Origin of the sequence: Promicromonospora sp. NPDC019610, from assembly GCF_044389365.1 — a bacterium.
In the GTDB taxonomy this organism is placed as follows: domain Bacteria; phylum Actinomycetota; class Actinomycetes; order Actinomycetales; family Cellulomonadaceae; genus Promicromonospora.
On sequence record NZ_JBIRXX010000002.1, the window covers coordinates 307,854 to 327,898 of the forward strand.

The window sequence follows — 20,045 nt, forward strand, 5'->3', positions numbered from 1 at the left end:
ATGGTCCGTTTTGTCGGGGCGGGCGGGTCAGGAAGCGGCCACCGCGTGGGGGTCGGTCCCGTTGAGCGTGGCGACCACCTGGTCGTAGTCACCGCGGACCTCGCCGTAGCGGAGGAACTTGACCCGCTCCACCTGGATCTCGTGCGCGTCGGGCCGGCTCTCCAGCAGCGCGAGCGCCTCGTCGGCGAACTCGTCCAGCGGCATGGCGAGCGGGTTGGTGTCCTGCCCGGGCATCAGCTCGGTCTGCACCGACGGCGGCACCAGCTCCACGACGGACACGCTCGTGCCGTCGAACTGCAGGCGGATGCTCTCCGAGAGCATGTGGACCGCCGCCTTGGACGCGTTGTACGACGGCGTGACACCGAGCGGTGTGAAGGCCAGGCCGGACGACACGGTGAGGATCGTCGCGTCGGGCCGGCCCTGCAGATGCTCGGTGAACGCCGCGATCAGCCGGACCGGGCCGAGCACGTTGGTGGTGACGACGGCCTCGGCGTCCGCGAGGAAGCCCGGGGTGCGCCAGTCCTCGGCGCGCATGATCCCGGCCATGGGGACCAGCACGTTCACGTCGGGGAACCGCTCGATCACCTCGGCCGACGCGGACGCGATCGAGGCGGGGTCGGTGGTGTCGATGCGCACGGTGCCGAACCCGTGCCGCGCGGCGAGGGCGTCCAGCGCCGTCGTGTCGCGGCCGCCGACGACCACGGTGTTGCCCCGGGCCTGGAGGCGGGTGGCGAGGGCGAGGCCGATGCCGCGCGTGCCGCCGGGGATGAAGACGGTGTTTCCGTAGGTGTTCATGGCTCCACCGTGCGGCCCCGGCGCCGGCGGCGGGAGAGACCCGGCGAACCAGGGACCGGCGCTCCCTGGTTCGTGCCCCGGGCGGGGCGCACGATGGGGGCATGAACCGCGCAGCCCTCGCCGACTTCCTCCGCCGCCGCCGGGAGGCCCTGCGCCCGTCCGACGTCGGGCTGGTGCCCGGGCCCCGCCGTCGCGCCCCCGGGCTGCGCCGGGAGGAGGTCGCCGCCCTGACCGGGATGTCGGTGGACTACTACGCGCGGCTGGAGCAGCAGCGCGGGCCGCAGCCGTCCGAGCAGATGCTCGCCGCGCTCGCCCGGTCCCTGCGCCTGACCGCCGACGAGCGCGACTACCTGTTCCGCCTGGCCGGGCACGGCGTGCCGCGGCGCACGCCGGCCGACTCGCACGTGGCACCCGCCCTGCTCCGGGTCCTCGACCGCCTGGAGGACGCCCCGGCGCTGATCATCTCGGGTCTGGGCGAGACGCTCGTGCAGAACCGCCTCGCCGAGGCCGTCTTCGGCCCGGCGCCCGCCGGCGGCCTGGCCCGGAGCTCCGTCTACCGGTGGTTCACCGACCCCGCGTCCCGGGACGTGTACCCGCCCGAGGACCACGACCGACAGGCCCGGAGCCAGGTCGCCTCCCTGCGGGCGGCCCACGCGGCGGCCGGGCCCGGCTCGCCCGCCGACGAGGTGCTGCGGGCTCTGCTGCGGGAGAGCTCCGAGTTCGTGCGGCTCTGGGAGCTGCACGAGGTCTCCCGCCGGTTCGAGGACCACAAGACGCTGGTGCACCCCGAGCTGGGCCGCATCGACGTGGACTGCCAGGCGCTGTTCACCGAGGACCAGTCCCAGGCCCTCCTGGTGCTGACCCCCGCGCCGGGCAGCGCGGCCGAGGAGAAGATCCGCCTGCTCGCGGTGCTGGGGCACGAGACGTTCGCGTAGGTGCGAGGATCGTCCCCGTGCACGACGACGAACGCTGCCCCTGCCTCTCCGGCGACACCTACGGCGACTGCTGCGGGCGCTACCACTCCGGCGCCGCGACCGCCCCGACGGCCGAGGCCCTGATGCGCTCGCGGTACTCGGCGTTCGCGGTGGGCGACGGCGCCTACCTGCTGGCCACGTGGGCGCCGGACACCCGGCCCGCCGACGCCGGGGTCGGCGACGAGGAGTGGCGCCGCCTCGACATCCACCGCACCGAGCGCGGCGGCCCGTTCGACACGAGCGGCGTCGTCGAGTTCACCGCCTTCTACCGCAACCCGGTCACGGGCGTGCGCGGCAGCCTGCACGAGACCAGCCGGTTCGTCCGGGAGGGCAGCCGCTGGTTCTACGTCGACGGCGCCCGGGAAGCGGTCGACCGCTAGAGCCGGTCAGATCCAGCCCTCCTCCCAGGCGCGGTGCGCCGCCGCGTGGCGGGTCGCGACGCCGAGCTTGGCCATCGCCGAGGACAGGTAGTTGCGCACCGTGCCGGGCGCGAGGTGCACGGCGGACGCGATCTCGGACACCTGCGCGCCCGCCCGCGCCGCCCGCAGCACCTCCAGCTCCCGGTCCGTCAGCGGGCACTCGTTCTCCGTGAGCGCGGACGCCGCGATCTCGGGGTCCACGTACCGGTGCCCGACGGCGACGTCGCGCACGATCTGCGCGAGCCGCGCCGCGGGCGTCGACTTGGGCACGAAACCGCTCACCCCGGCGGCCAGCGCCCGGCGCAGGACGGCGGGGCGGGCGTGCCGCGTGACGATGATGATGCGGGGCGGCGCGCCGTCGGCGTCGGCCAGGATCTGCCCGGCGGCGTGCAGCCCGTCGGTGGGCGGCATCTCCAGGTCGAGCACCGCGACGTCGGGCCGGTGCTGCGCCGCGAGCCGGACGGCCTGGGTGGTGGTGGCCGCCTCGGCCACGACGTGCAGGTCCTCCTCGAGGTCGAGCAGGGCGCAGAGCGCCCCGCGCAGCAGCTCCTCGTCGTCGGCCAGCAGCAGGCGGATCATCCGGTCACCGTCGCGGTCACCACGAACCGGTCGTCGTCGCTGACCCAGGACAGGCGCCCGCCGACGGCGTCGAGCCGCTCCGCGAGCGAGGCCAGCCCGGTGCCGTCGCCGGTCGTGCCCACCGCACCGGCCCCCGCTGTCCCGTCGCCCGACGCCGCCGGGCGCGCGCCGTCGTTGTCGATCACCAGGCGCGCGCCGGCGTCGTCGGGGACGAGGACGATCGCCGCGCGCGTGGCGCTGCTGTGCCGCAGCACGTTGGTGGTGGCCTCGCGCACCACGAGGCCGAGCAGGCTGCGCGGTGCCTGGGGGAGGCCGGCGGCCAGGCCGGCGTCGACGTCGGCGTGCACCTGGACGCCCGCCGCGGCCAGCACCCTGGACGCGTTGGCGATCTCCGCGTCGAGGGTGGTGCGGCGGTAGCCCTGCACCAGGGCGCGGGTCTCGCGCAGGGCATCGCCGGCGAGCTGCTGCACCTCGCGCATCTGCTCCGCGGCACGCGCCGGGTCGGCCTCCGCCAGGCGGGCGGCGAGCTCGCTCTTCAGGGCGATCACCTGGAGGTGGTGCCCCTGGATGTCGTGCAGGTCGGCGGCGAACCGCAGCCGCTCGTCCGCCACGGCGAGCTGTCCGGCCAGCCGCCGGGCGTCGTCGAGCCGGGCGGCCACCTGCCAGCCGCGGAGCATGCCGAGCATGGCCGGGCCGAACGCCACGACCATGAGGGCGGGCATCCACACCGCGTGCGCCACGTTGGGCTCGCCCGTGGCCAGCGCCGTGACCAGGCCGATCGCGGGCAGCACGAGCAGCGCGAGGCCCAGCGCCTGCCACGCCCGGCGGGACGGCAGGAACATGACGAGCACCGCGATCGTGGCGGCGGGCGCGATGGACCAGATCCCGAAGTTGCCGACGGCGAGCGGCACCGCCGCGGCGACCACCGCGGCGGCGATGGCGGTGACCAACCAGCCGGCCGACGGCGCCCGGTCCCGCATCCGCCGCCCCAGCAGCACGCCGCAGGCGACGATCGTGGTCGCCGTGGACAGTCCGGTCAGGGCGCGCAGCCCTGCGGGGACGTCGGGGTCGAGCACCCAGTCGCCGACGGCGAAGCCCAGCACGCACGCCACGGTGCCCGCCAGCCCCCACCAGACGTTGCGGCGGAAGCTCGCGAGTCCGTTGCCGCCGTCGTCCGCGACGGCCGGGCCGGTGCTCATGACGCCATCCTGCCAGCGCCGACGCCGGTCCGGGGCGTGCCGCGGCGCCTGGATGACATCTGTCATACGGGCTCGTGACATGTGCCCGCGCCCGGGTGCGGTCCGGCACTACTGGCGTCTCCTGCCGCGCGACAGCGTGGGGAACAGCGCGGCGAGGGACGCCGCCCGGAGCGAGGAGACGGCGAGATGACGGAGACGACAGGCCGGGTCACGGCGGCAGTTTCGATGACGGTGCCGGTCCAGGGGGACGGCACGGGCGACACCGCGTCGCCGGCGGTGGGTCGTCCGGCGGGCCACGCCCACGCGGCGACGCACCTGGCCCACGACACCGCACCGGTGTCCCGGGCGCGGGTGGTCGGCAGGTTCCTGGCGCACCTGGCCGAGATGGTCGTGGTGATGGTGCTCGGCATGCTGGCGCTGGCTCCGGCGTGGGACCTGGCGGGCGCCGCCCTCGGCGTCGAGGCGGCGCTGGCCCGGCCGGACGTCGGGGCGGTCGTGATGGTGCTGGACATGGTCGCGGCCATGACGGTGTGGATGCGGGTGCGGCGGCACGGCTGGCCCGCGATCTGGGAGATGAACGCGGCGATGGCGGCGCCGTTCGCGGTGCTGCTGGCGCTGTTCTGGGCCGGGGCCGCGACGGCGGGCGACCTCATGCTCTGGGGCCACGTGCTGATGGTGCCGGCCATGGCCGGCGCGATGCTGCTGCGCCCCGCCGAGTACACGCAGCACGTCCACGGGTTCGACCTGGCGTGGCTGGGGCGCCGGTGGCCCGTGCTGCTCGGGCTGGCGCTGCTCGCGTGCACGATCGCGGGCGGCGTGGGCGGGCTCCCGCCGTGGCTGATCCTGGGGGTCGCCCTCGTGTACCCCGTGGTGGGCCTGGTCCGGCGCAGCATCCGGGGCCGGTCGATGGTGCTGCTGCAGGCGGCCGGTCTCGCGGTGTTCGCGGTGGTCGCGCTGCTGGCCACGGCCTTCGCGGGGCAGGACACCGGGGCGTACGTGGTCGCGGCGGGCCTGGTGGGCCACGCGGTCTGGGACGCGTTCCACCACCGGGCCGGCGCGGTGGTGTGGCGCTGGTACGCCGAGACGTGCGTGGTCTACGACCTGCTGCTGGCCGCGGCGGTGGTCGCGGTGACGTTCGCCTCCTGAGGCGGCCGCGCACCGAGCCGCCGCCCCAGGTCAGGGACCCCGGCCGGATCCTGCGTGATTCCCGCAGGATCCGGCCGGGCCGCGCGTGGCGGCGTGCCCGGCGGCGTCGGGCACCCCTACGTTGGGGCGCTATGGACAGCGCGCCCGGAGCCCGGCCCGAGACCCCGCCCGGAACCTCGCCCAGCATCCTCGAGCTGCGGATCCACGGCGTCGCGAACGCGCTGCCGTACGGCGCGCTCGGCCTGCCCCGGGGCGAGGTGACCCAGTCCGACGGTGACGGCCTGGGCAGCTTCTGGGTCCCCACACCGGCGGCCGAGGCCCGGGACCGGGCGCTCCCGCCGGGCGACGTGCACGCCATCCGGCCGGACGTGCGCCGCGAGGCCTACTCGTGGGGCGCGATGGCGCGACTGGGCGGCGTGCCGTTCGGCGGCGTGCTGGGCGTCGTGGGGGCGGTCGCGGTGCGGCTGCTGTGGGCGGCGATGGTCCCGTTCGGCCTGGTCAACGCCGCGTACTGGGCCCGCCGCATCCCCGCCCCGGTCCCGGCGGCGCACCGGCCCACGGTGCGTGACACGCCCACGGGCAGCCTGCGCCCGGACCCGACGGCCGCGCTGACGCGCGTGTTCTCGCTCGGGCTGACGCTGCTGTTCGTCTCGGCCGTCGCGACGGTCGCGCTGTCGGTGGTCGGCACCCGCTGCATCGGGCTGGCCGCCCCGGGGCCCGACGCGCTGGTCCCCGTCTGCGCCCGCATCCCCGAGGCGCTCGACGGCCTGGCCCGGCTCGACGTCGGCGACCGTCTGGCGCTCCTCTCCCTGGCCCCGGTGCTGCTGGTCGCGATCCTGGTCGCCGTGGCGCACAGCGGCCAGGTGCGGTTCGAGTCGAAGTTCTCGGTGATGCGCGCCGGGCGCACCGTGCCGCCGTCGGGCCCGCCGCTGCACCGCGCGGGCTTCTGGTCGCGGCGCTCGGGCTCGGGCCTGCTGTGGGCGCACCTGGGCGCGGCGCTCGCCCTGACGGGGCAGTACCTCACCTGGACGCGCTACGCCGACGCCGGCCTGCCGGCCCCGGGTCTCCCGCTGGTGGCCCTGGTCGTGATCCTGGGGGCGTGCGTGTTCGTCGCCCTGCGTACCGACGACGACGGCGTCCAGGCGGTCACCCCGCGCTGGAAGGCCCGGGCCGGTCTCGCCGTGTTCGCCGCCGGGCTGCTGGTCTGGCTGCTGGCGTGCGCCGCCTGCCTCGCCGGGCCGCAGCCGGAGCGGATGCCCGCGCTGATCGGCCTCGACCTGGTGCCCGCGCTGCTCGGCGTCGGCCTGGGCGGCATCGCCGCGACCGGCCTCGCCTGGCGCACCGCGCGCAGCACCCGGGCCGTCGCGGCGTGGACGGCGGTGCCGGTGGTCGCCACCGCGTGCGTCGGCGTCGTGCTGGTCACCCAGCCGGGCCCGGGGCTGCGCCACCTGCTCGTCGCCGTCGCGCTGCTCGCCGTGCTGAGCCCCGTGGTGGTCGTGCTGGCCGCGATGCTGCTGCGGCGCCGGGCCACCGAGGGCTGGAACGGCGCCGGGCCGGGCGTGTTCCTGCTGGTCTCGCTCGCGGCGGCGGCCGTCTACTCCAGCCTGCTGGTGCTCGGCGTGCAGTGGGCCCTGCGCACCGGCGAGCACCCCGCGCCGGAGCCTCTCGGGGGCGGCCTCGTCGGCGTCGCGCGCACCGTGCCCGACCCCGAGCTCGTGCGGGTCCCGCCGGTCTACACCGAGTTCGGCACGGCGTCCGTGGTGATCGCGCTGGTGTTCCTGGTGCTGCTGGTCGTGGCGGCGGCCGGGCCGTACGTCATCGACACCCTGCGCTCGCGGGAGCTCTGGATCCCGCGCGCGCCGCGCACGCCGGGGCCGCCGTACGGCCCCGCTGCGCCCGCCTGGCGCGCGGTCGCGGACGCCCCGGACCCCGACGGCGGTGCCAACCCCGTGCTGGAGCGTGTGCTGCGCGGCCGACAGGTCGCGGCCATGTCGCACCGGGTGGAGCTCGCCGTCGGCGCGCTGGCGGCCGCGTGCTACGTCGCGGCCCTGGTGGCCCACATCCCGCTGGTCGCCCGGCACGACGGCACCGACGTCGTGCAGGTGCCGCAGTGGTTGTCGTCGCTGGCGGTGCCGGCGCTCGGGGTGCTCGCGGCGACGCTGGTGGCCAGCGCGCTGGCCGGGGCCTCGGGCGGTGTCCCGGGCCGCCCGTGGGGGTTGCTGTGGGACCTCCTGTGCTTCCTGCCGCGCAGCGCCCACCCGTTCGGCCCGCCGAGCTACGCCGAGCGCGTGGTGCCCGAGGTGCGTTCCCGCGTGGACGCCTGGCTCACCGGCGCCGACATCGCCGACGACGCCGAGCGCGCGCGGGTGGCGCCGCAGCGACGCGTGGTGCTGTCCGGGCACTCGATGGGCGGCGTGCTGGCGGCCGCCGTCATCCTGATCCGGGCGGGCAACCCGGTGCCGCGCACCGCGCCCGACGGCGCGGACGGGCGCCTCGGGCTGCTGACCTACGGCGTGCAGCTGCGGCCGTTCTTCGGCCGGTTCTTCCCCGACCTCCTGGGGCCGGCGACGACGGGCCTGCCGCCGAGCACCGGACCCGCCTGGTCGGCGGACCCGTGGGGCGGGCAGGTCGAGGCCGCCGCTCGCGACGAGCGCGCGGCAGGTTCCGGACCCGGGACCGTTCCGGCGGCGCCGTTGACGCCGGAGGGCCCCGAGCCCGGTTCGGGGGAACAGGCCACGCTGCTGTCGCTGCTGACCTGCGGTGCGAAGCCCGCGTGGGTGAACCTGTGGCGGCGCACCGACTTCCTGGGCTTCCCGGTGATGGGCTACGGGGAGAACGACGTCGACCGCGGGGCGGAGGAGATGGACCGCTCGGCCTATCTCTTCGCGGTGGCGACGCACTCGGGGTATCCGGCGTCGTGGGCGTACCACGAGGCGCTGGACGAGGTGATCGGTCGGCTGACGCCGGCCGGGCAGTCGGGTGCCCAGCCGGCGGTCACGCAGCGAGGGGAGCCGGGCTGACGACGTCGCGGAGCCGGGCGAGCGCGGACTCGAGGATCTGCGCCACGCGCTCCTTGGTCACGCCCAGGCGGCGGCTGATCTCGTCGAGGGTGCGCGTGGTGCCGTCCAGGAGGCCGAAGCGCATCTCCAGGACCCGGGCCTCGACGGCGTCGAGGTGCGCCAGGGCCTGCCGGACGCGGCGGCGCAGCAGGTTCTGCTCGGGGGTGGGTCCGCTCGCGCGCTCGGCCTGCTCGGCGGCGGCGACGGCGCGGACGATCGAGCGGCGTACCCAGCGGTGGGCGTACGCGGCGAAGGTGCCGTGCGCGGGGTCGTACGAGTCGGCGGCGCGGACGAGCCCGACGTTGCCCTCCTGCACGAGGTCCATGAACGGCAGGCGGCCCGCGTAGGAGCCGGCGACGGCCGGGACGAGGCGGAGGTGCGCGAGGACAAGACGCTCCTTTGCGTATTGCCCGTCCTTGACCCTGGCCTCCAGCTGTGCGCGGAGGCTGGGGGAGACCGCGGTGGCCTGGAGGGTGCGTGCGGCGTCCGCTCCGGCGACTGCGCGCTCGAGGAGGGACTCCAGCTGCGCATCGTCCAGCGACGGCGTGCGCTCGATCATTGCCGCGTAGGACTGCGGCAAGGCCGGGTGCGGGGCCGGTTCCTTGCCGCGGCGCGAGCGGGGCGACCGGGAGTTCCTGGCAGTTCTCATCGCAGCTCTCCTGTTGAGTGAGACGAACTTTCCTTGCCCCGGAGAATATGGAGTCTTGGGGCTCCGGGGGAAGAGGGGAGGGTTTCGCTCTCAGAGATAACGGGACGATAACGGTGTGCCAGCCGGCCGCCCCGCGGCAACGCGCGTTCCAGGCAGGACAGCCCGGGCCGGCTCCGGGAGACTCGTGCCATGGGTCCGCGTGCCTTCCCCTGGGTGCTGCACGTCGACCTCGACCAGTTCCTGGTCGCGGTCGAGGTCCTGCGGCGCCCCGAGCTCGCCGGGCGACAGGTCATCGTGGGCGGGCGCGGCGACCCGGCGGAACGGACGGTGGTCTCGACCGCGTCGTACGAGGCGCGGGCGCTCGGCGTCGGGTCGGGCATGCCGCTGCGGGTCGCTGCCCGCAAGGCGCCGGACGCGATCATCCTGCCCGTCGACCACGAGGCCTACCTCGAAGCCTCCGGGCACGTGATGGACACCCTGCGCGGGCTCGGGACGGTCGTCGAGGTGCTCGGCTGGGACGAGGCCTTCCTCGGCTGCGACGCCGGCGACCCGGAGGCCGTCGCCCGCCGGGCCCAGGCGGCCGTCCTCGACGCCACCCGCCTGCACTGCTCGGTCGGCATCGGCGACAACAAGATCCGCGCGAAGATCGCCACCGGGTTCGGCAAACCCGCGGGCATCTTCCGCCTCACCGCGCGGAACTGGTTCGACGTGATGGGGGACCGGCCCACCATCGACCTGTGGGGCGTCGGGCCCAAGGTGTCCAAGCGCCTCGCGGCCCACGGCATCCGGACCGTCGCGGACCTCGCCGCGACCGACGGCGACGTGCTGGTCGCCGAGTTCGGCCCGCGCATGGGCTCCTGGTACGGCGACCTGGGCCGGGGGCACGGCTCCGCCGTGGTCGACGACACGCCCTGGGTGGCGCGCGGGCACAGCCGCGAGACCACCTACCAGCGCAACCTCACCACGCCCGAGCAGGTTCAGGCGGCGCTGCGGGACCTGGTTGCGCAGGTGCACGCCGACACCGAGGCGGAGGGCCGGCCGGTCTTCCGGGTGGGCCTCAAGGTGCGCTACGCGCCCTTCTTCACGCGGGACCGCTCGAAGAAGCTCGCGGTGCCGACGCGGTCGCTCGCGGAGCTGACCGACGCCGTCCTCGCTCTCGCGGAGGGCATGGAACCGGACCGCGAGGTGCGCCTGCTCGGCGTCCGCGCCGAGATGGTGATGCCCGACGACGGCGACGCGACGGAGCGCACCCCCGTCCGTGGGCGGATCTGACCGGGGCATCAGCGAGAATGGATCGGTGACCACCCTCGACGTCGTCCGCATCGACGACCCCGCCGACGAGCGCCTGGCCGACTACAACAGCCTCACGGACGTGGTCCTGCGCTCCAAGCACGAGCCGGCCAAGGGCCTGTACATCGCCGAGAGCTCCACGGTGATCCGGCGGGCGCTCGCGGCGGGGCACCGGCCGCGCTCGTTCCTCATGGCGCCCAAGTGGCTCGACTCGATGAGCGAGGTGATCGCGCAGTCCGGCGCCCCGGTCTACGTCGCCGAGGAGCCGCTGCTCCGGGAGATCACGGGCTTCCACCTGCACCGCGGCGCCCTGGCCGCGATGCACCGGCCGCCGCTGCCCGGCGTGCACGAGCTGCTCGCGGGGGCGCGCGGCGGGGCGGGGGCGCGGCGGGTGGCGGTGCTGGAGGACGTCGTGGACCACACGAACGTCGGTGCCGCCTTCCGCAGCGCCGCCGCGCTCGGCGTGGACGCGGTGCTCGTCTCGCCGCGCTGCTCGGACCCGCTCTACCGGCGTTCGGTGCGGGTGTCGATGGGCACGGTGTTCCAGGTGCCGTGGACCCGGGTCGAGGAGTGGCCGGCGGGCCTGCACGACCTGCGCGCGGACGGTTTCACGGTCGCCGCGCTCGCCCTGACCGACGACTCGATCACGCTCGACGAGCTGGTCGCGAACCCGCCGGACAAGCTCGCGCTCGTGCTCGGCACCGAGGGCGACGGCCTGACCCAGGGCGCGGTCGAGGCCGCCGACCTGGTGGTGCGCATCCCGATGGCGGGCGACGTGGACTCCCTGAACGTCGCCGCGGCGTCGGCGGTGGCCTTCTGGGCCACACGCGTCTGACGGCGCCCGCGCCCCGGCGCCGCGCGCGCCGGCTCAGAGCAGCTGGGACCGGCGGGGCGCGGAGGTCTCGCGCTGGAGCTCGTCCTGGCGACCCTGCCAGCCCTTGAACTTCTCCTGCGCCTCCATCTCCTGGGGGCTGGGCGCGAGCCCGACCACCAGGAGCATCATGATCGTGCTGATCGTGACGCCGATGATGAGCGGCCCTAGGAGCGCTCCCACACCGATGCCGGAGTCGATCGGCATGATCGCGTCGGTCTCCTCCGCGCGCATCGCCGCCATGCCCGTGTAGTGCATGCCGGAGACGGCGAGGCCCATGATGACCGTCGCGCCCGCGCCCGCGGCGAAGTTGCGCACCTTCGCGGAGAGCCAGAGGCCCGCGGTCGCGGCGACGACCCCGATGAGCACCGACGCGACGACGGTCGGGATGTCGTAGGTGATCTCCACGCCCACGTGCAGGGCGCGCATGCCGAGATAGTGCATGGCGGCGATGCCCAGGCCGGTGATGAGGCCGCCCGCGACCAGGGCGACCGGGCCGACGCCGGCGGTGCGGACGATGAACAGGCCGAGGCCCACGACGACGATGGCGAGCAGGCCGCTCGCCAGTGTCAGCGGGACGTCGAACCGGGTCTCGGTGCCGCGCACGTAGAACCCGAGCATGGCGACGAAGTGCATCACCCAGATGCCCGTGCCGCCGATCGAGATCGCGCCGAGGGCGAGCCAGGCGATGCTTGCGAATCCGTGGGCCACGCGGGCCCGGGCCGTGCAGGTCAGGCCGACCGCGCAGCCGGCGCACGAGAGCAGGAACGAGAGGACGGGGGTGACCCAGCCCAGCGCGAAGTGGTCGATCATGATGTCGTTCTCCAGCGGGTGCAGAGTGTGCAAGGGGGGTGCGACCCGCCGCCGCTCGGGAAAGGGCGTCGCGAGGGCGTCGCGGCGGTCGAAGCGGTTCGGATCGTCGCCAAGTTAGCGGGTCTATGTGACGACATGCACCGTTTGTACAGGGTTAATTTCACGGACCAAGGGGTGATCTTTTCGTTCCGTGGGATGCGGCTTTTCCCCGGGTTTCCGTTCCCCGCGCCGGGCGCGCCCCGGCTGTGACGCAGGTCCCGTCCCACGGTCCGGAGGGAGGGGAACAGGCGCGGCAAAGTTAGGTTAGGCTCACCGTCGTGACCATCCAGACCGAGGGGCTCGACGTCAAGCCCTCGCGAATGTTCGATGTCCGGGTCGCGCGCGTGACGCGCCTGTGCCCGTCCTTCGTCCGGTTCACCTTCACGGGTCCGGACCTGGACAAGTTCGCGGACAACGGCCGTGACCAGCGCATCAAGCTGCTGCTCCCGTCGCCCCAGGGCGGCTGGGACGCCCTGCGCCGTGACGACCCCGACTGGTACGCCGCCTGGCGGATGCTCCCCGACGAGCACCGCAACCCGATGCGCACCTACACGGTCCGCACCGTGCGGCAGAACATGCGCGAGGTCGACGTCGACGTCGTGATGCACGGCGACACCGGCCCCGCGTCCCGCTGGGCCCTGAACGCGGCCGCCGGCGACCCCCTGGTCATCATGGGCCCCAACGCGGAGTACGACGGCGTGCACGGCGGCGTCGAGTTCGCCCCGCCGGCGTGCGGCCACGCGCTGCTCCTCGCCGGTGACGAGACCGCGGTGCCCGCCATCGCGGCCATCTGCGAGTCCCTGCCCGAGGACGCCGTGGGCGAGGTCTTCCTCGAGGTGCCCCACCCCGAGGACGGCTGGCAGCTCGGCGCGCCGGAGGGCGTGCGCGTGCACTGGCTGGCCCGCGACGGGCGCGAGCACGGCGACGCGCTGGTCCCGGCCGTGCAGGCCGCCGCCGACCGGCTGCTCGCGATGGGTGTGCGGCCGTCGTCGGACACCTCGCCGGCGCTGACCGCCGCGGGCGTGGACCTCTCCGGCGAGGCGGACGACGTCGACATCGACACGGGCATCCTCTGGGAGGTGCCGGTCGACGAGGCGGGCCGCCCCCTGGCGCAGGACACCGTGCTGTACGCGTGGCTCGCCGGCGAGGCGGGCGTCATCAAGACGCTGCGCCGCTACCTCGTCAACGAGTGCCAGGTGGACCGCAAGTCCGTGGCGTTCATGGGCTACTGGCGCAAGGGCCGCGCGGAGAACTGACCGCACCCGCCGCGCCCGCTCGCCCGGCCCCGCGTCCGGGGCTCCTGACTTATCGCTCGGATCCGGGAAGATCACCTGGTCAGTGTGGTAAATAGGACCCTGACGTCGGGGAGGACGGATGGGTGCGACGGGGCAGCCAGGTGGTACCGGGCGGCGGGGCGACGGGGGCCCGCGCCCGTGGTGGGGGGATCATCGCACCACGCTCTTCACGGTGTTCGGCACCGTGGCCGGCATCTGCACCGCCGCGATGGGCGTCGTGGACCGCGGGACGCAGATCGTCCTGCTGGCGGTCTCGGTGGTCCTGTTCCTGCTGGGCCTGGCCGCGCTCGTGCGCGTGCGGACGTACGCGCGCTGGCTCGCCGGGGGCTGGCGGTGGTCGCGCCGCCACCCGGTCCTGGTCGCCGCGGTGACGGTCGTGGCGCTCACCGCGACGACGGCGGGCGTGGTGGGCCTGCAGCGCGCGCGGTCCTGCGAGGACCCGACCGAGGTGGCGGTCATGGTGCCCGAGGACGGCGCCACCGGCTTCGCGGACGTGGCCGACGCCTTCGAGCGGGACTCGGTCACGGCCTTCTCCTGCCCGCGGTACCACGTCACGACGTACGCCGTGGGCTGGCCCGCGCTGCGCGCGGCCTTCGCCTCCGGCTGGGCCGAGGCGCCGGACGGGCGGACCGAGGCCTCGCTGGACCTGGGCCCGCGGCCGGACGTGTGGATCGCGGAGTCCGAGGCCCAGGCCGACATCGTGGCCGCCGAGGGGCTCGGCCAGGGCTTCGCCTATGCCGCCCGGCCGGTCGTGGCCGGGACGCCGCTGGTCCTGGCCGTCCCCGAGCGGCACGCCGACGCGCTGCGCGCGACGACCGAGCAGGGCGACACGGTCCGCGAGCTGGTCGACGCCGCAGGGGCGGCGGACCTCGACGTGGTCCGGGCCAACCCGGACACGTCGTTCGCCGCCGCGCTGCACACCGTCTCCCTCTACGCCGAGGCCGACGCCGACGCCGAGACCCTCGAGCTGGACCTGGGCCGCGCCCTGGAGCAGGTCGGCCTGCCGCTCGGCACGGACGGGGCGCTGCTGTGCCGGCTCGCCGAGCTGTCCGGGTCCGAGCCGCCGCGCGTCGCCGTGCTGACCACCGAGCGGGCGATGGTGGACGCCGGTGCGGCGTGCCCCGCCTCGGGTGCCGACGGGGGTCACGCGGCGCTCGTCCCGTTCTACCCGGGGTCGACCTCCGGCCTGGACTACACCGCGGTGCGGCTGGACTGGGCCGGGGCGCCGGCCGAGCGCCGGTCGCGGGGGGCCGAGGCTTTCGTCGAGTGGCTCGGGTCGTCCGCGGGACAGGGCGTCCTGGACCGTGCGGCGCGCGTGCGCGGCCTGGCGGGGCGGCCGCCGTCGGGTCCGGACGGGCCGTTGCCCGGCCTGCAGGACGCACCCGCCGCCCGGCCGCGCGAGAACCTCGTGGCGTACACCCGCGTGCTGTCGGCGGAGAAGCAGTACCGCACGGCCCGGCGTCCGGCGCGCGTCCTGGCGCTGGTCGACGCGTCCGCGTCGATGGCCCGGCCCGCGGACGGTGACCGGTCGCGGATCGACGTCGCCGAGCGCGGGGTCCTCGGCGCGCTCGGGCACCTCAGCGGGTCCGACGAGGTGGGCATCTGGTCGTTCTCCGGGGCGGCCGGCTCGAGCCCGCGCGAGGTCCTGGAGCTGACGGCGAGCGAGGCTGCCCGGGGCGCGGCGCCGGACGGCCTGGCCACCGTACGGCCGGAGGGTGCCACCCCGCTGTACGACGCGATCGACGCCGGGACGTCGTACCTGGCCGGGCTCGACCCCGACGGCGCCGCCCGGCGCCACCTGACCGCGCTCGTCGTCCTGACCGACGGCGAGAACCACCCCGGGGCCGGGCCGGGGGCGGAGCTCACGGCCGACGACCTGGTCCGGGCCGCGCGCGCGGCGGACGCGGCGGGCGTCCGGGTCTACGTGGTCGCGGTCGGGGAGGCGTCGTGCCAGGTGAGCGACCTGCAGCGCATCGCGGCCGAGTGGCACGGCGAGTGCTGGGACAGTTCGTTCGGCGAGCTGGACGGCACGCTGGGCACCCTGTTCGGTCAGCTGGGAGGTCGGTGAGATGACCGGTGGCACGGCGGGCAACGGCTCGCACGGGATCACGCGGCGGGGCTTCTTCGTGGGCGGCGCGGCGGGGCTCGTCGCAGGGGCAGGGCTGCCGCTCGGCCTGGAGAGGCTGTTCGGCGGGCCCGCCGACCTGGAGACGTTCGGCGCGGGCGACCAGCTCACCGTGCTCAGCGGCCGCGACGAGACCGACGGCGGGCAGCGCCGCGCGCTGGTGGACCTCTGGAACCAGGTGCACCAGGAGCACCCCGCGCGCGTCGTCGAGGTCTCCAGCAACGCCGACCGCGCCTACAGCACCATGCTGTCCGCGGCCCAGGCGAAGGACGCCGCCTACGACGTCTACAACCTGGACATCCCGTGGGTGCCGCAGTTCGCGCAGAGCGGCTACCTGCGGGCGCTCGACGACGCGTCGGACGACGGCTTCTTGCGCCGACCGTGGGCGGCCGGCACGTGGGACGGCGCGACGTACGCCCTGCCGTTCAACTCCGACGTCGGGCTGCTGTACTGCAACCTGGACCTGATCACCGAGTTCTACGAGGGGTCCGTCCCGGCCACCGACCCGATCCCCGTGCACGACGACTGGGCCGGGCTGGACCGGTTCGCGCACGAGGTCCTGGCGGTCGTGGGCGGGGACCGCCCCGGGCTGGCCCGGCCGCCGGTCGACACGGCGATCGCGCAGCAGCTCGCCGACTACGAGGGGTTCACCGTCAACCTCTGGGAGGTGCTGCTCGGCGCCGGCGCCGTGTCGGTCGACGACGCCGGGCGCCCCGTGTTCGGGGACCTCGGCCGGGTCGCCGCCACGGTCGAGGGCCTGGCCGCGCGGCTGCGCCCGGCGTCGGACGGCGGGGGCGGTGGGGCGTCGCTCGCGTTCGACGAGCAGGGCTCGCTCGCCGCGTTCGCGGCGGGCCATGCCGTCTTCCTGCGGCACTGGCCGCGGGCGCTGCGGCTGCTGCGGGGCGAGGACGCCGCGCCGTTCCGGGTCGGGTTCATGCCGGTGCCCGGCGGTGGCGTGCTCGGCGGGCAGAGCCTCGCCGTGGCGGCGGCGTCGCGCCACCCGGTGGCCGCGCGCCGGCTCGTGGAGTTCCTGACCGACGAGCGCAGCCACCAGGTGATCTTCGAGCGCGGCGGGTTCGCCGCGAGCCGGGAGGCGCCCTACCGCGACCCGGCGGCGCCGTGGGCCAGGGAGGCCGAGACCGACGGGCTGGCGGCCTCCCTGGTCGACTACGCGACCGGCAAGGGCGTGGAGGGCACCGACGACCCGGGGCGCAAGGCCAACAGCGCCCTGCGCCAGGCGCTCGACGGCGCGTCACCACGTCCTCGCCTGCAGCACTATGTGGAGCTCAGCGAGGAGCTGCGCCGCTACGTGCGGGCCGCCCTCTCGCCGGACGACCCCATACGGTTCGACGCCGCCGAGCTCGCCGCGCGGATGGACGCGGCGATGGACGGCCGGGTCACGCGCGGCTGACGCCCAGGTCCTCCACCACCTCGACGCCCGGCATGGCGCAGAGCAGCGGCCCCGGCATGAGCAGCTTGGAGCGCCGGACGCCGGACCCCATCAGCGCCATGGTGCCGTCCTGCGTGAACCGGGAGTCGACGAGCACGCGGTAGTGCGCGGGCAGGCCCACGGGCGTGATGCCGCCGTACTCCATGCCGGAGTCGGCCACGGCGCGGTCGGTCGGCAGGAACGAGGCCTTGCGCACGTCGAGCAGCTTGCGCACGCGCTTGTTGACGTCGGCGAACGTGCTGGCGGGCACCACGCAGGCCGCGACGCGCTCCTCCTCGGCCCGCTTGCCGGCCACCAGCACGCAGTTGGCCGAGGCCTCCGGCGGCAGGTCGTGCAGCTCGTTGAGCGTGGCGGTGTCGGCGTGGTCCGGGTCGATCTCGGTGACCGCGACCTGGCCGGCGACCCGCTCGTCGGCGGCGGCCCAGGTGGCCAGCGCCGCGCGGACGGGCTCGGCGAGGAGCTCCGGGTGGTCGAGCGCGGGCGCCCAGGCGAGGTCGCCCAGCGTCGGCAGGGTGGCGTGGTCGCTCATCGGCTGTACGTCGCCGTCAGCGTGGCGCGCCCCAGCAGGTGGAAGTACACGTTGAACGCCACCTGCGCGTTGGTGCTGTCCGGCCCCAGGCCGAGCTCGCCGGGCGCGGTGTCCAGCGCGTGCACCGCGAAGATGTACCGGTGCGGGTGGTCGCCGGGCGGCGGGCCGGCGCCCTCGAAGCCCGGGGTGTGGCCGTCGCTGCTGGTCTGGAACGCGCCGGCGGGCAGCCCCGCGCCGTCGGGTGCGCCCGCGCCGGTCTCCAGCGACGTCACGTCGGCGGGCAGGTCAGCCACGGTCCAGTGGTGGTAGCCCATCGGCGTCGGCGCGTCCGGGTCGAAGCAGGTCACGACGAACGACCGGGTGCCCTCGGGGAAGCCGCTCCACTCGAGCGCGGGCGAGAGGTTGCCGGCGTGCGCGGCGTGCGCGTCCGGCATGCGCTCACCGTCGACCAGGTCGGCGCTCTTCAGCTCGAAGACGGCGGGCGCGGGCAGCAGCGTGTACGGGTCCGGCGGGTAGGGGCGAGTGAAATCCATGGGGATCACTCTGTCAGGTCACCCGCAGCAGGTGGCGGAACGCCGTTCGGGCGCGTGCCGGGCTGGGCTCGTCGCCGGTGATGAGGTCCGCGTAGGTGAGCGACTCCGAGACCCGCACCAGCAGGTAGGCCAGCTCCTCGGGCGTGATGGTGCCGCCGAAGGGCTCCTCGCCCAGGTCGCGGACCACGAGCCACTCGACGGTCGCGACGAAGCGGCGCTGGATCGGGCTGTCCGCGGTGGTGAGCAGGCGCAGGGAGCGGGCGGGCTCCCGGCGCAGGAACGCGCGGAAGTAGTCGGCCACGATCAGGTCGTGCGCGAACGTGGTCAGCAGGTCCGCGAGCCGCTCGGCGCCGGTCAGGTGCTCGGTCGCGTGCTCCGCCTGCACCAGCGTGGGCACGGCGAGCGACCACAGCACCTCGGACAGCAGGGCGTCCCGGTTACCGACCCAGCGGAACACCGACGTGCGGTCCACGCCGAGCTGCGTGGCCAGCGGGCCCATGTCGATGCGGTAGCCCTCGATGAAGGTGTCCCGCGCCAGGTCGAGCACGCGCTGCGCCTCGGGGTGCGTGGCCAGCCGGGCGGAGAGCCGGCTCGGCGCCGCCTCCAGCCCGACCGTCGCGATGCTCGACGTCGTGGTCGTCATCAGGTCATCCAACCGCTGGACCGGCGTCCCGTGCAACACCATGAAGAATGATGCATACGGGACATCCCTCTCTGAACACCAACCCTATCCCCGGGCGTGGGGGCGTGCTACGGTCCTCGTGCAAACCGACCAGACGGTACGGAGGTACGCGTGGCTGACGACGACGTCGCCGAGGGGCTCGGGAGCGGGCCGGAGGGCGGGCCCGGGCGCAGGTTCGAGGGCCGCGTCGCGCTCGTGACCGGAGCCAGCCGGGGGATCGGGCTCGCGATCGCCCGCCGCATCGTGGCCGAGGGCGGCAGCGTGGCCGTCACGGGCCGCGACCCCGACACGCTGGCCGAGGCGGTGGCCGGGCTCGGCGCGGACCGCGCCCTGGGCGTGGCCGGCAAGGCGGACGACGCCGGGCACCGCGCCGAGGCCGTCGCGCGGACGGTCGAGCACTTCGGGCGGCTGGACCACCTGGTCAACAACGCCGGGATCAACCCGGCCTACGGGCCGCTCTCGGGGCTGGACGTCGGCGCGGCCCGCAAGATCCTGGAGGTGAACGTGATCGCGGCGCTGGAGTGGACGCGCGACGCGGTCGCCGCGGCCGCGGAAGGCACCGCGGGGACGGCGGCCGGCCTCCGCTCCGTCGTCAACATGGCCTCCCTCGCGGGCACGACGTCGGCCGCGAACATCGGCTTCTACGGCGTCTCGAAGGCGGCCCTGATCAACCTGACGGTGCAGCTCGCCGACGAGCTCGCCCCGGCCACGCGCGTGAACGCGCTCGCGCCCGCCGTCGTCAGGACGAGGCTGGCGCGCGCCCTGTACGAGGGCCGCGAGGAGGAGGCGGCGCGCGCCTACCCGCTGCGCCGCCTCGGCGTGCCGGACGACGTCGCCGGGCCGGCCGCCTTCCTCCTGTCGGACGACGCCGCCTGGGTGACCGGCCAGACGATCCTGGTCGACGGCGGGGCGAGCGTGCGGGCCGCCTGGTGAGCCGTGGCCCGGGCGCGCCCGCGACGGTGAAGGATGTGGGCATGCGCACCACGAACGTCCACGACCAGGTCCTGCGGGCCGCCCTCGACCTGTTCGCCTCGCAGGGTTACGCGACCACGAGCGTCCAGCAGATCGTCGCCGCCGCGGGTGTCACCAAGGGGGCGATGTACCACTACTTCGCCTCCAAGGACGACCTGCTGTTCGCGATCTACGAGCGGATGCTGTCGCTGCAGAAGGCGCGGCTCGACCAGCTCGTCGCGGCGGGCGACGCGCGGGGCGACGACGTGGAGCAGGTGCTGCGCACCGTGTGCGAGGACGTGGTGACCACGTCGATCGAGCTGCTGGCCGAGGGCACCGTGTTCACGCGGAGCCAGCACATGCTCGCGCCGGAGCGGCGGGCGGAGGTCAAGCGCCGCCGTCGGGCGTACCACGACGACTTCCAGGCGCTGCTGGAGCGCGGGATCAAGGAGGGCGTGTTCCGCGACGACGTGCCCACGGCGGTGCTCATCGCGAACTTCTTCTCCGACGTGCACTACCTGCCCCAGTGGTACTCGCCCGCGGGGCCCGAGACCACCGCCGAGGTGGCGGAGCAGCTCACCGAGCTGTTCCTGCGCGGTCTCAGGAAGAGCACCGTACACAGCAGACACAGCAGCAGGAAGGACTGA

At 75.1% G+C, this 20,045-nt stretch carries 19 protein-coding genes; 11 read left to right on the forward strand and 8 right to left on the reverse strand.

Annotated features, from left to right (window positions below; translation table 11 throughout):
* Positions 1–27 precede the first annotated feature (27 nt).
* Positions 28–795: an SDR family oxidoreductase gene (locus ACH45N_RS12975; RefSeq protein WP_397394387.1), complete on the reverse strand. Its 768-nt coding sequence runs from the start codon at positions 793–795 to the stop codon at positions 28–30.
* 101 nt (positions 796–896) lie between these two features.
* Here ACH45N_RS12975 and ACH45N_RS12980 point away from each other — a divergent pair, with 101 nt between their 5' ends.
* Complete coding sequence (locus tag ACH45N_RS12980; protein ID WP_397394389.1) at positions 897–1,730, forward strand: helix-turn-helix transcriptional regulator; 834 nt, start codon at positions 897–899, stop codon at positions 1,728–1,730.
* A gap of 17 nt (positions 1,731–1,747) precedes the next feature.
* A complete protein-coding gene (locus ACH45N_RS12985; protein ID WP_397394391.1) occupies positions 1,748–2,149 on the forward strand; it encodes a YchJ family protein in 402 nt (133 codons plus the stop codon).
* A 6-nt stretch (positions 2,150–2,155) separates the two neighbouring features.
* Here the strand turns inward: ACH45N_RS12985 and ACH45N_RS12990 are convergent, their stop codons facing one another.
* Positions 2,156–2,767, reverse strand: a complete 612-nt coding sequence (locus tag ACH45N_RS12990; RefSeq protein ID WP_397394393.1) for a DNA-binding response regulator — start codon at positions 2,765–2,767, stop codon at positions 2,156–2,158.
* Complete coding sequence (locus ACH45N_RS12995; RefSeq protein WP_397394395.1) at positions 2,764–3,966, reverse strand: sensor histidine kinase; 1,203 nt, start codon at positions 3,964–3,966, stop codon at positions 2,764–2,766. Before ACH45N_RS12995 ends, ACH45N_RS12990 begins: the two co-directional genes overlap by 4 nt.
* 186 nt (positions 3,967–4,152) lie before the next feature.
* Between ACH45N_RS12995 and ACH45N_RS13000 the strand changes: the two genes are divergently transcribed.
* Both ACH45N_RS13000 and ACH45N_RS13005 read left to right on the forward strand, forming a co-directional pair.
* A complete protein-coding gene (locus tag ACH45N_RS13000) occupies positions 4,153–5,112 on the forward strand; it encodes a hypothetical protein (protein ID WP_397394397.1) in 960 nt (319 codons plus the stop codon).
* Between the two features lie 131 nt (positions 5,113–5,243).
* Positions 5,244–8,132: a hypothetical protein gene (locus ACH45N_RS13005; RefSeq protein ID WP_397394399.1), complete on the forward strand. Its 2,889-nt coding sequence runs from the start codon at positions 5,244–5,246 to the stop codon at positions 8,130–8,132.
* Here the strand turns inward: ACH45N_RS13005 and ACH45N_RS13010 are convergent.
* Complete coding sequence (locus tag ACH45N_RS13010) at positions 8,107–8,820, reverse strand: sigma-70 family RNA polymerase sigma factor (RefSeq protein WP_397394401.1); 714 nt, start codon at positions 8,818–8,820, stop codon at positions 8,107–8,109. The two genes, ACH45N_RS13005 and ACH45N_RS13010, sit on opposite strands and share 26 nt — an antisense overlap.
* Positions 8,821–9,009: 189 nt before the next feature.
* Between ACH45N_RS13010 and ACH45N_RS13015 the strand changes: the two genes are divergently transcribed.
* Complete coding sequence (locus ACH45N_RS13015; RefSeq protein WP_397394403.1) at positions 9,010–10,092, forward strand: DNA polymerase IV; 1,083 nt, start codon at positions 9,010–9,012, stop codon at positions 10,090–10,092.
* Between the two features lie 25 nt (positions 10,093–10,117).
* Positions 10,118–10,945, forward strand: coding sequence for a TrmH family RNA methyltransferase (locus ACH45N_RS13020; protein WP_397394405.1), 828 nt, complete (start codon positions 10,118–10,120; stop codon positions 10,943–10,945).
* A gap of 33 nt (positions 10,946–10,978) precedes the next feature.
* Here ACH45N_RS13020 and ACH45N_RS13025 read toward each other — a convergent pair whose 3' ends face one another.
* Positions 10,979–11,827: an MHYT domain-containing protein gene (locus ACH45N_RS13025; RefSeq protein WP_397394407.1), complete on the reverse strand. Its 849-nt coding sequence runs from the start codon at positions 11,825–11,827 to the stop codon at positions 10,979–10,981.
* A gap of 284 nt (positions 11,828–12,111) precedes the next feature.
* Between ACH45N_RS13025 and ACH45N_RS13030 the strand changes: the two genes are divergently transcribed.
* From ACH45N_RS13030 to ACH45N_RS13040, 3 genes are all read left to right on the forward strand, one after another.
* A complete protein-coding gene (locus ACH45N_RS13030) occupies positions 12,112–13,089 on the forward strand; it encodes a siderophore-interacting protein (protein ID WP_397394409.1) in 978 nt (325 codons plus the stop codon).
* 211 nt (positions 13,090–13,300) lie between these two features.
* Complete coding sequence (locus ACH45N_RS13035; protein WP_397394411.1) at positions 13,301–15,196, forward strand: substrate-binding domain-containing protein; 1,896 nt, start codon at positions 13,301–13,303, stop codon at positions 15,194–15,196.
* Position 15,197: 1 nt separating this feature from the next.
* Positions 15,198–16,664 carry an extracellular solute-binding protein gene (locus tag ACH45N_RS13040; RefSeq protein WP_397394413.1) on the forward strand — a complete coding sequence of 489 codons (1,467 nt, stop codon included), beginning with the start codon at positions 15,198–15,200 and terminating at the stop codon, positions 16,662–16,664.
* On the opposite strand, the gene ACH45N_RS13045 is transcribed toward ACH45N_RS13040, so the two are convergent.
* From ACH45N_RS13045 to ACH45N_RS13055, 3 genes are read right to left on the reverse strand one after another with little or no spacing between them, the layout of a single operon-like run.
* Positions 16,651–17,232: a YbaK/EbsC family protein gene (locus ACH45N_RS13045; RefSeq protein WP_397394415.1), complete on the reverse strand. Its 582-nt coding sequence runs from the start codon at positions 17,230–17,232 to the stop codon at positions 16,651–16,653. The genes ACH45N_RS13040 and ACH45N_RS13045 overlap by 14 nt on opposite strands.
* Positions 17,229–17,765, reverse strand: coding sequence for a YbhB/YbcL family Raf kinase inhibitor-like protein (locus tag ACH45N_RS13050; protein ID WP_397394417.1), 537 nt, complete (start codon positions 17,763–17,765; stop codon positions 17,229–17,231). Before ACH45N_RS13050 ends, ACH45N_RS13045 begins: the two co-directional genes overlap by 4 nt.
* Positions 17,766–17,778: 13 nt before the next feature.
* Entirely contained in the window at positions 17,779–18,408 is a 630-nt protein-coding gene (locus ACH45N_RS13055) for a QsdR family transcriptional regulator (protein WP_397394419.1), read from the reverse strand.
* Between the two features lie 150 nt (positions 18,409–18,558).
* Between ACH45N_RS13055 and ACH45N_RS13060 the strand changes: the two genes are divergently transcribed.
* Positions 18,559–19,380, forward strand: a complete 822-nt coding sequence (locus tag ACH45N_RS13060) for an SDR family oxidoreductase (protein ID WP_397394421.1) — start codon at positions 18,559–18,561, stop codon at positions 19,378–19,380.
* Positions 19,381–19,421: 41 nt separating this feature from the next.
* The gene (locus tag ACH45N_RS13065; protein ID WP_397394423.1) at positions 19,422–20,045 is read left to right on the forward strand and encodes a TetR/AcrR family transcriptional regulator; all 624 of its coding nucleotides are present in this window, start codon (positions 19,422–19,424) and stop codon (positions 20,043–20,045) included.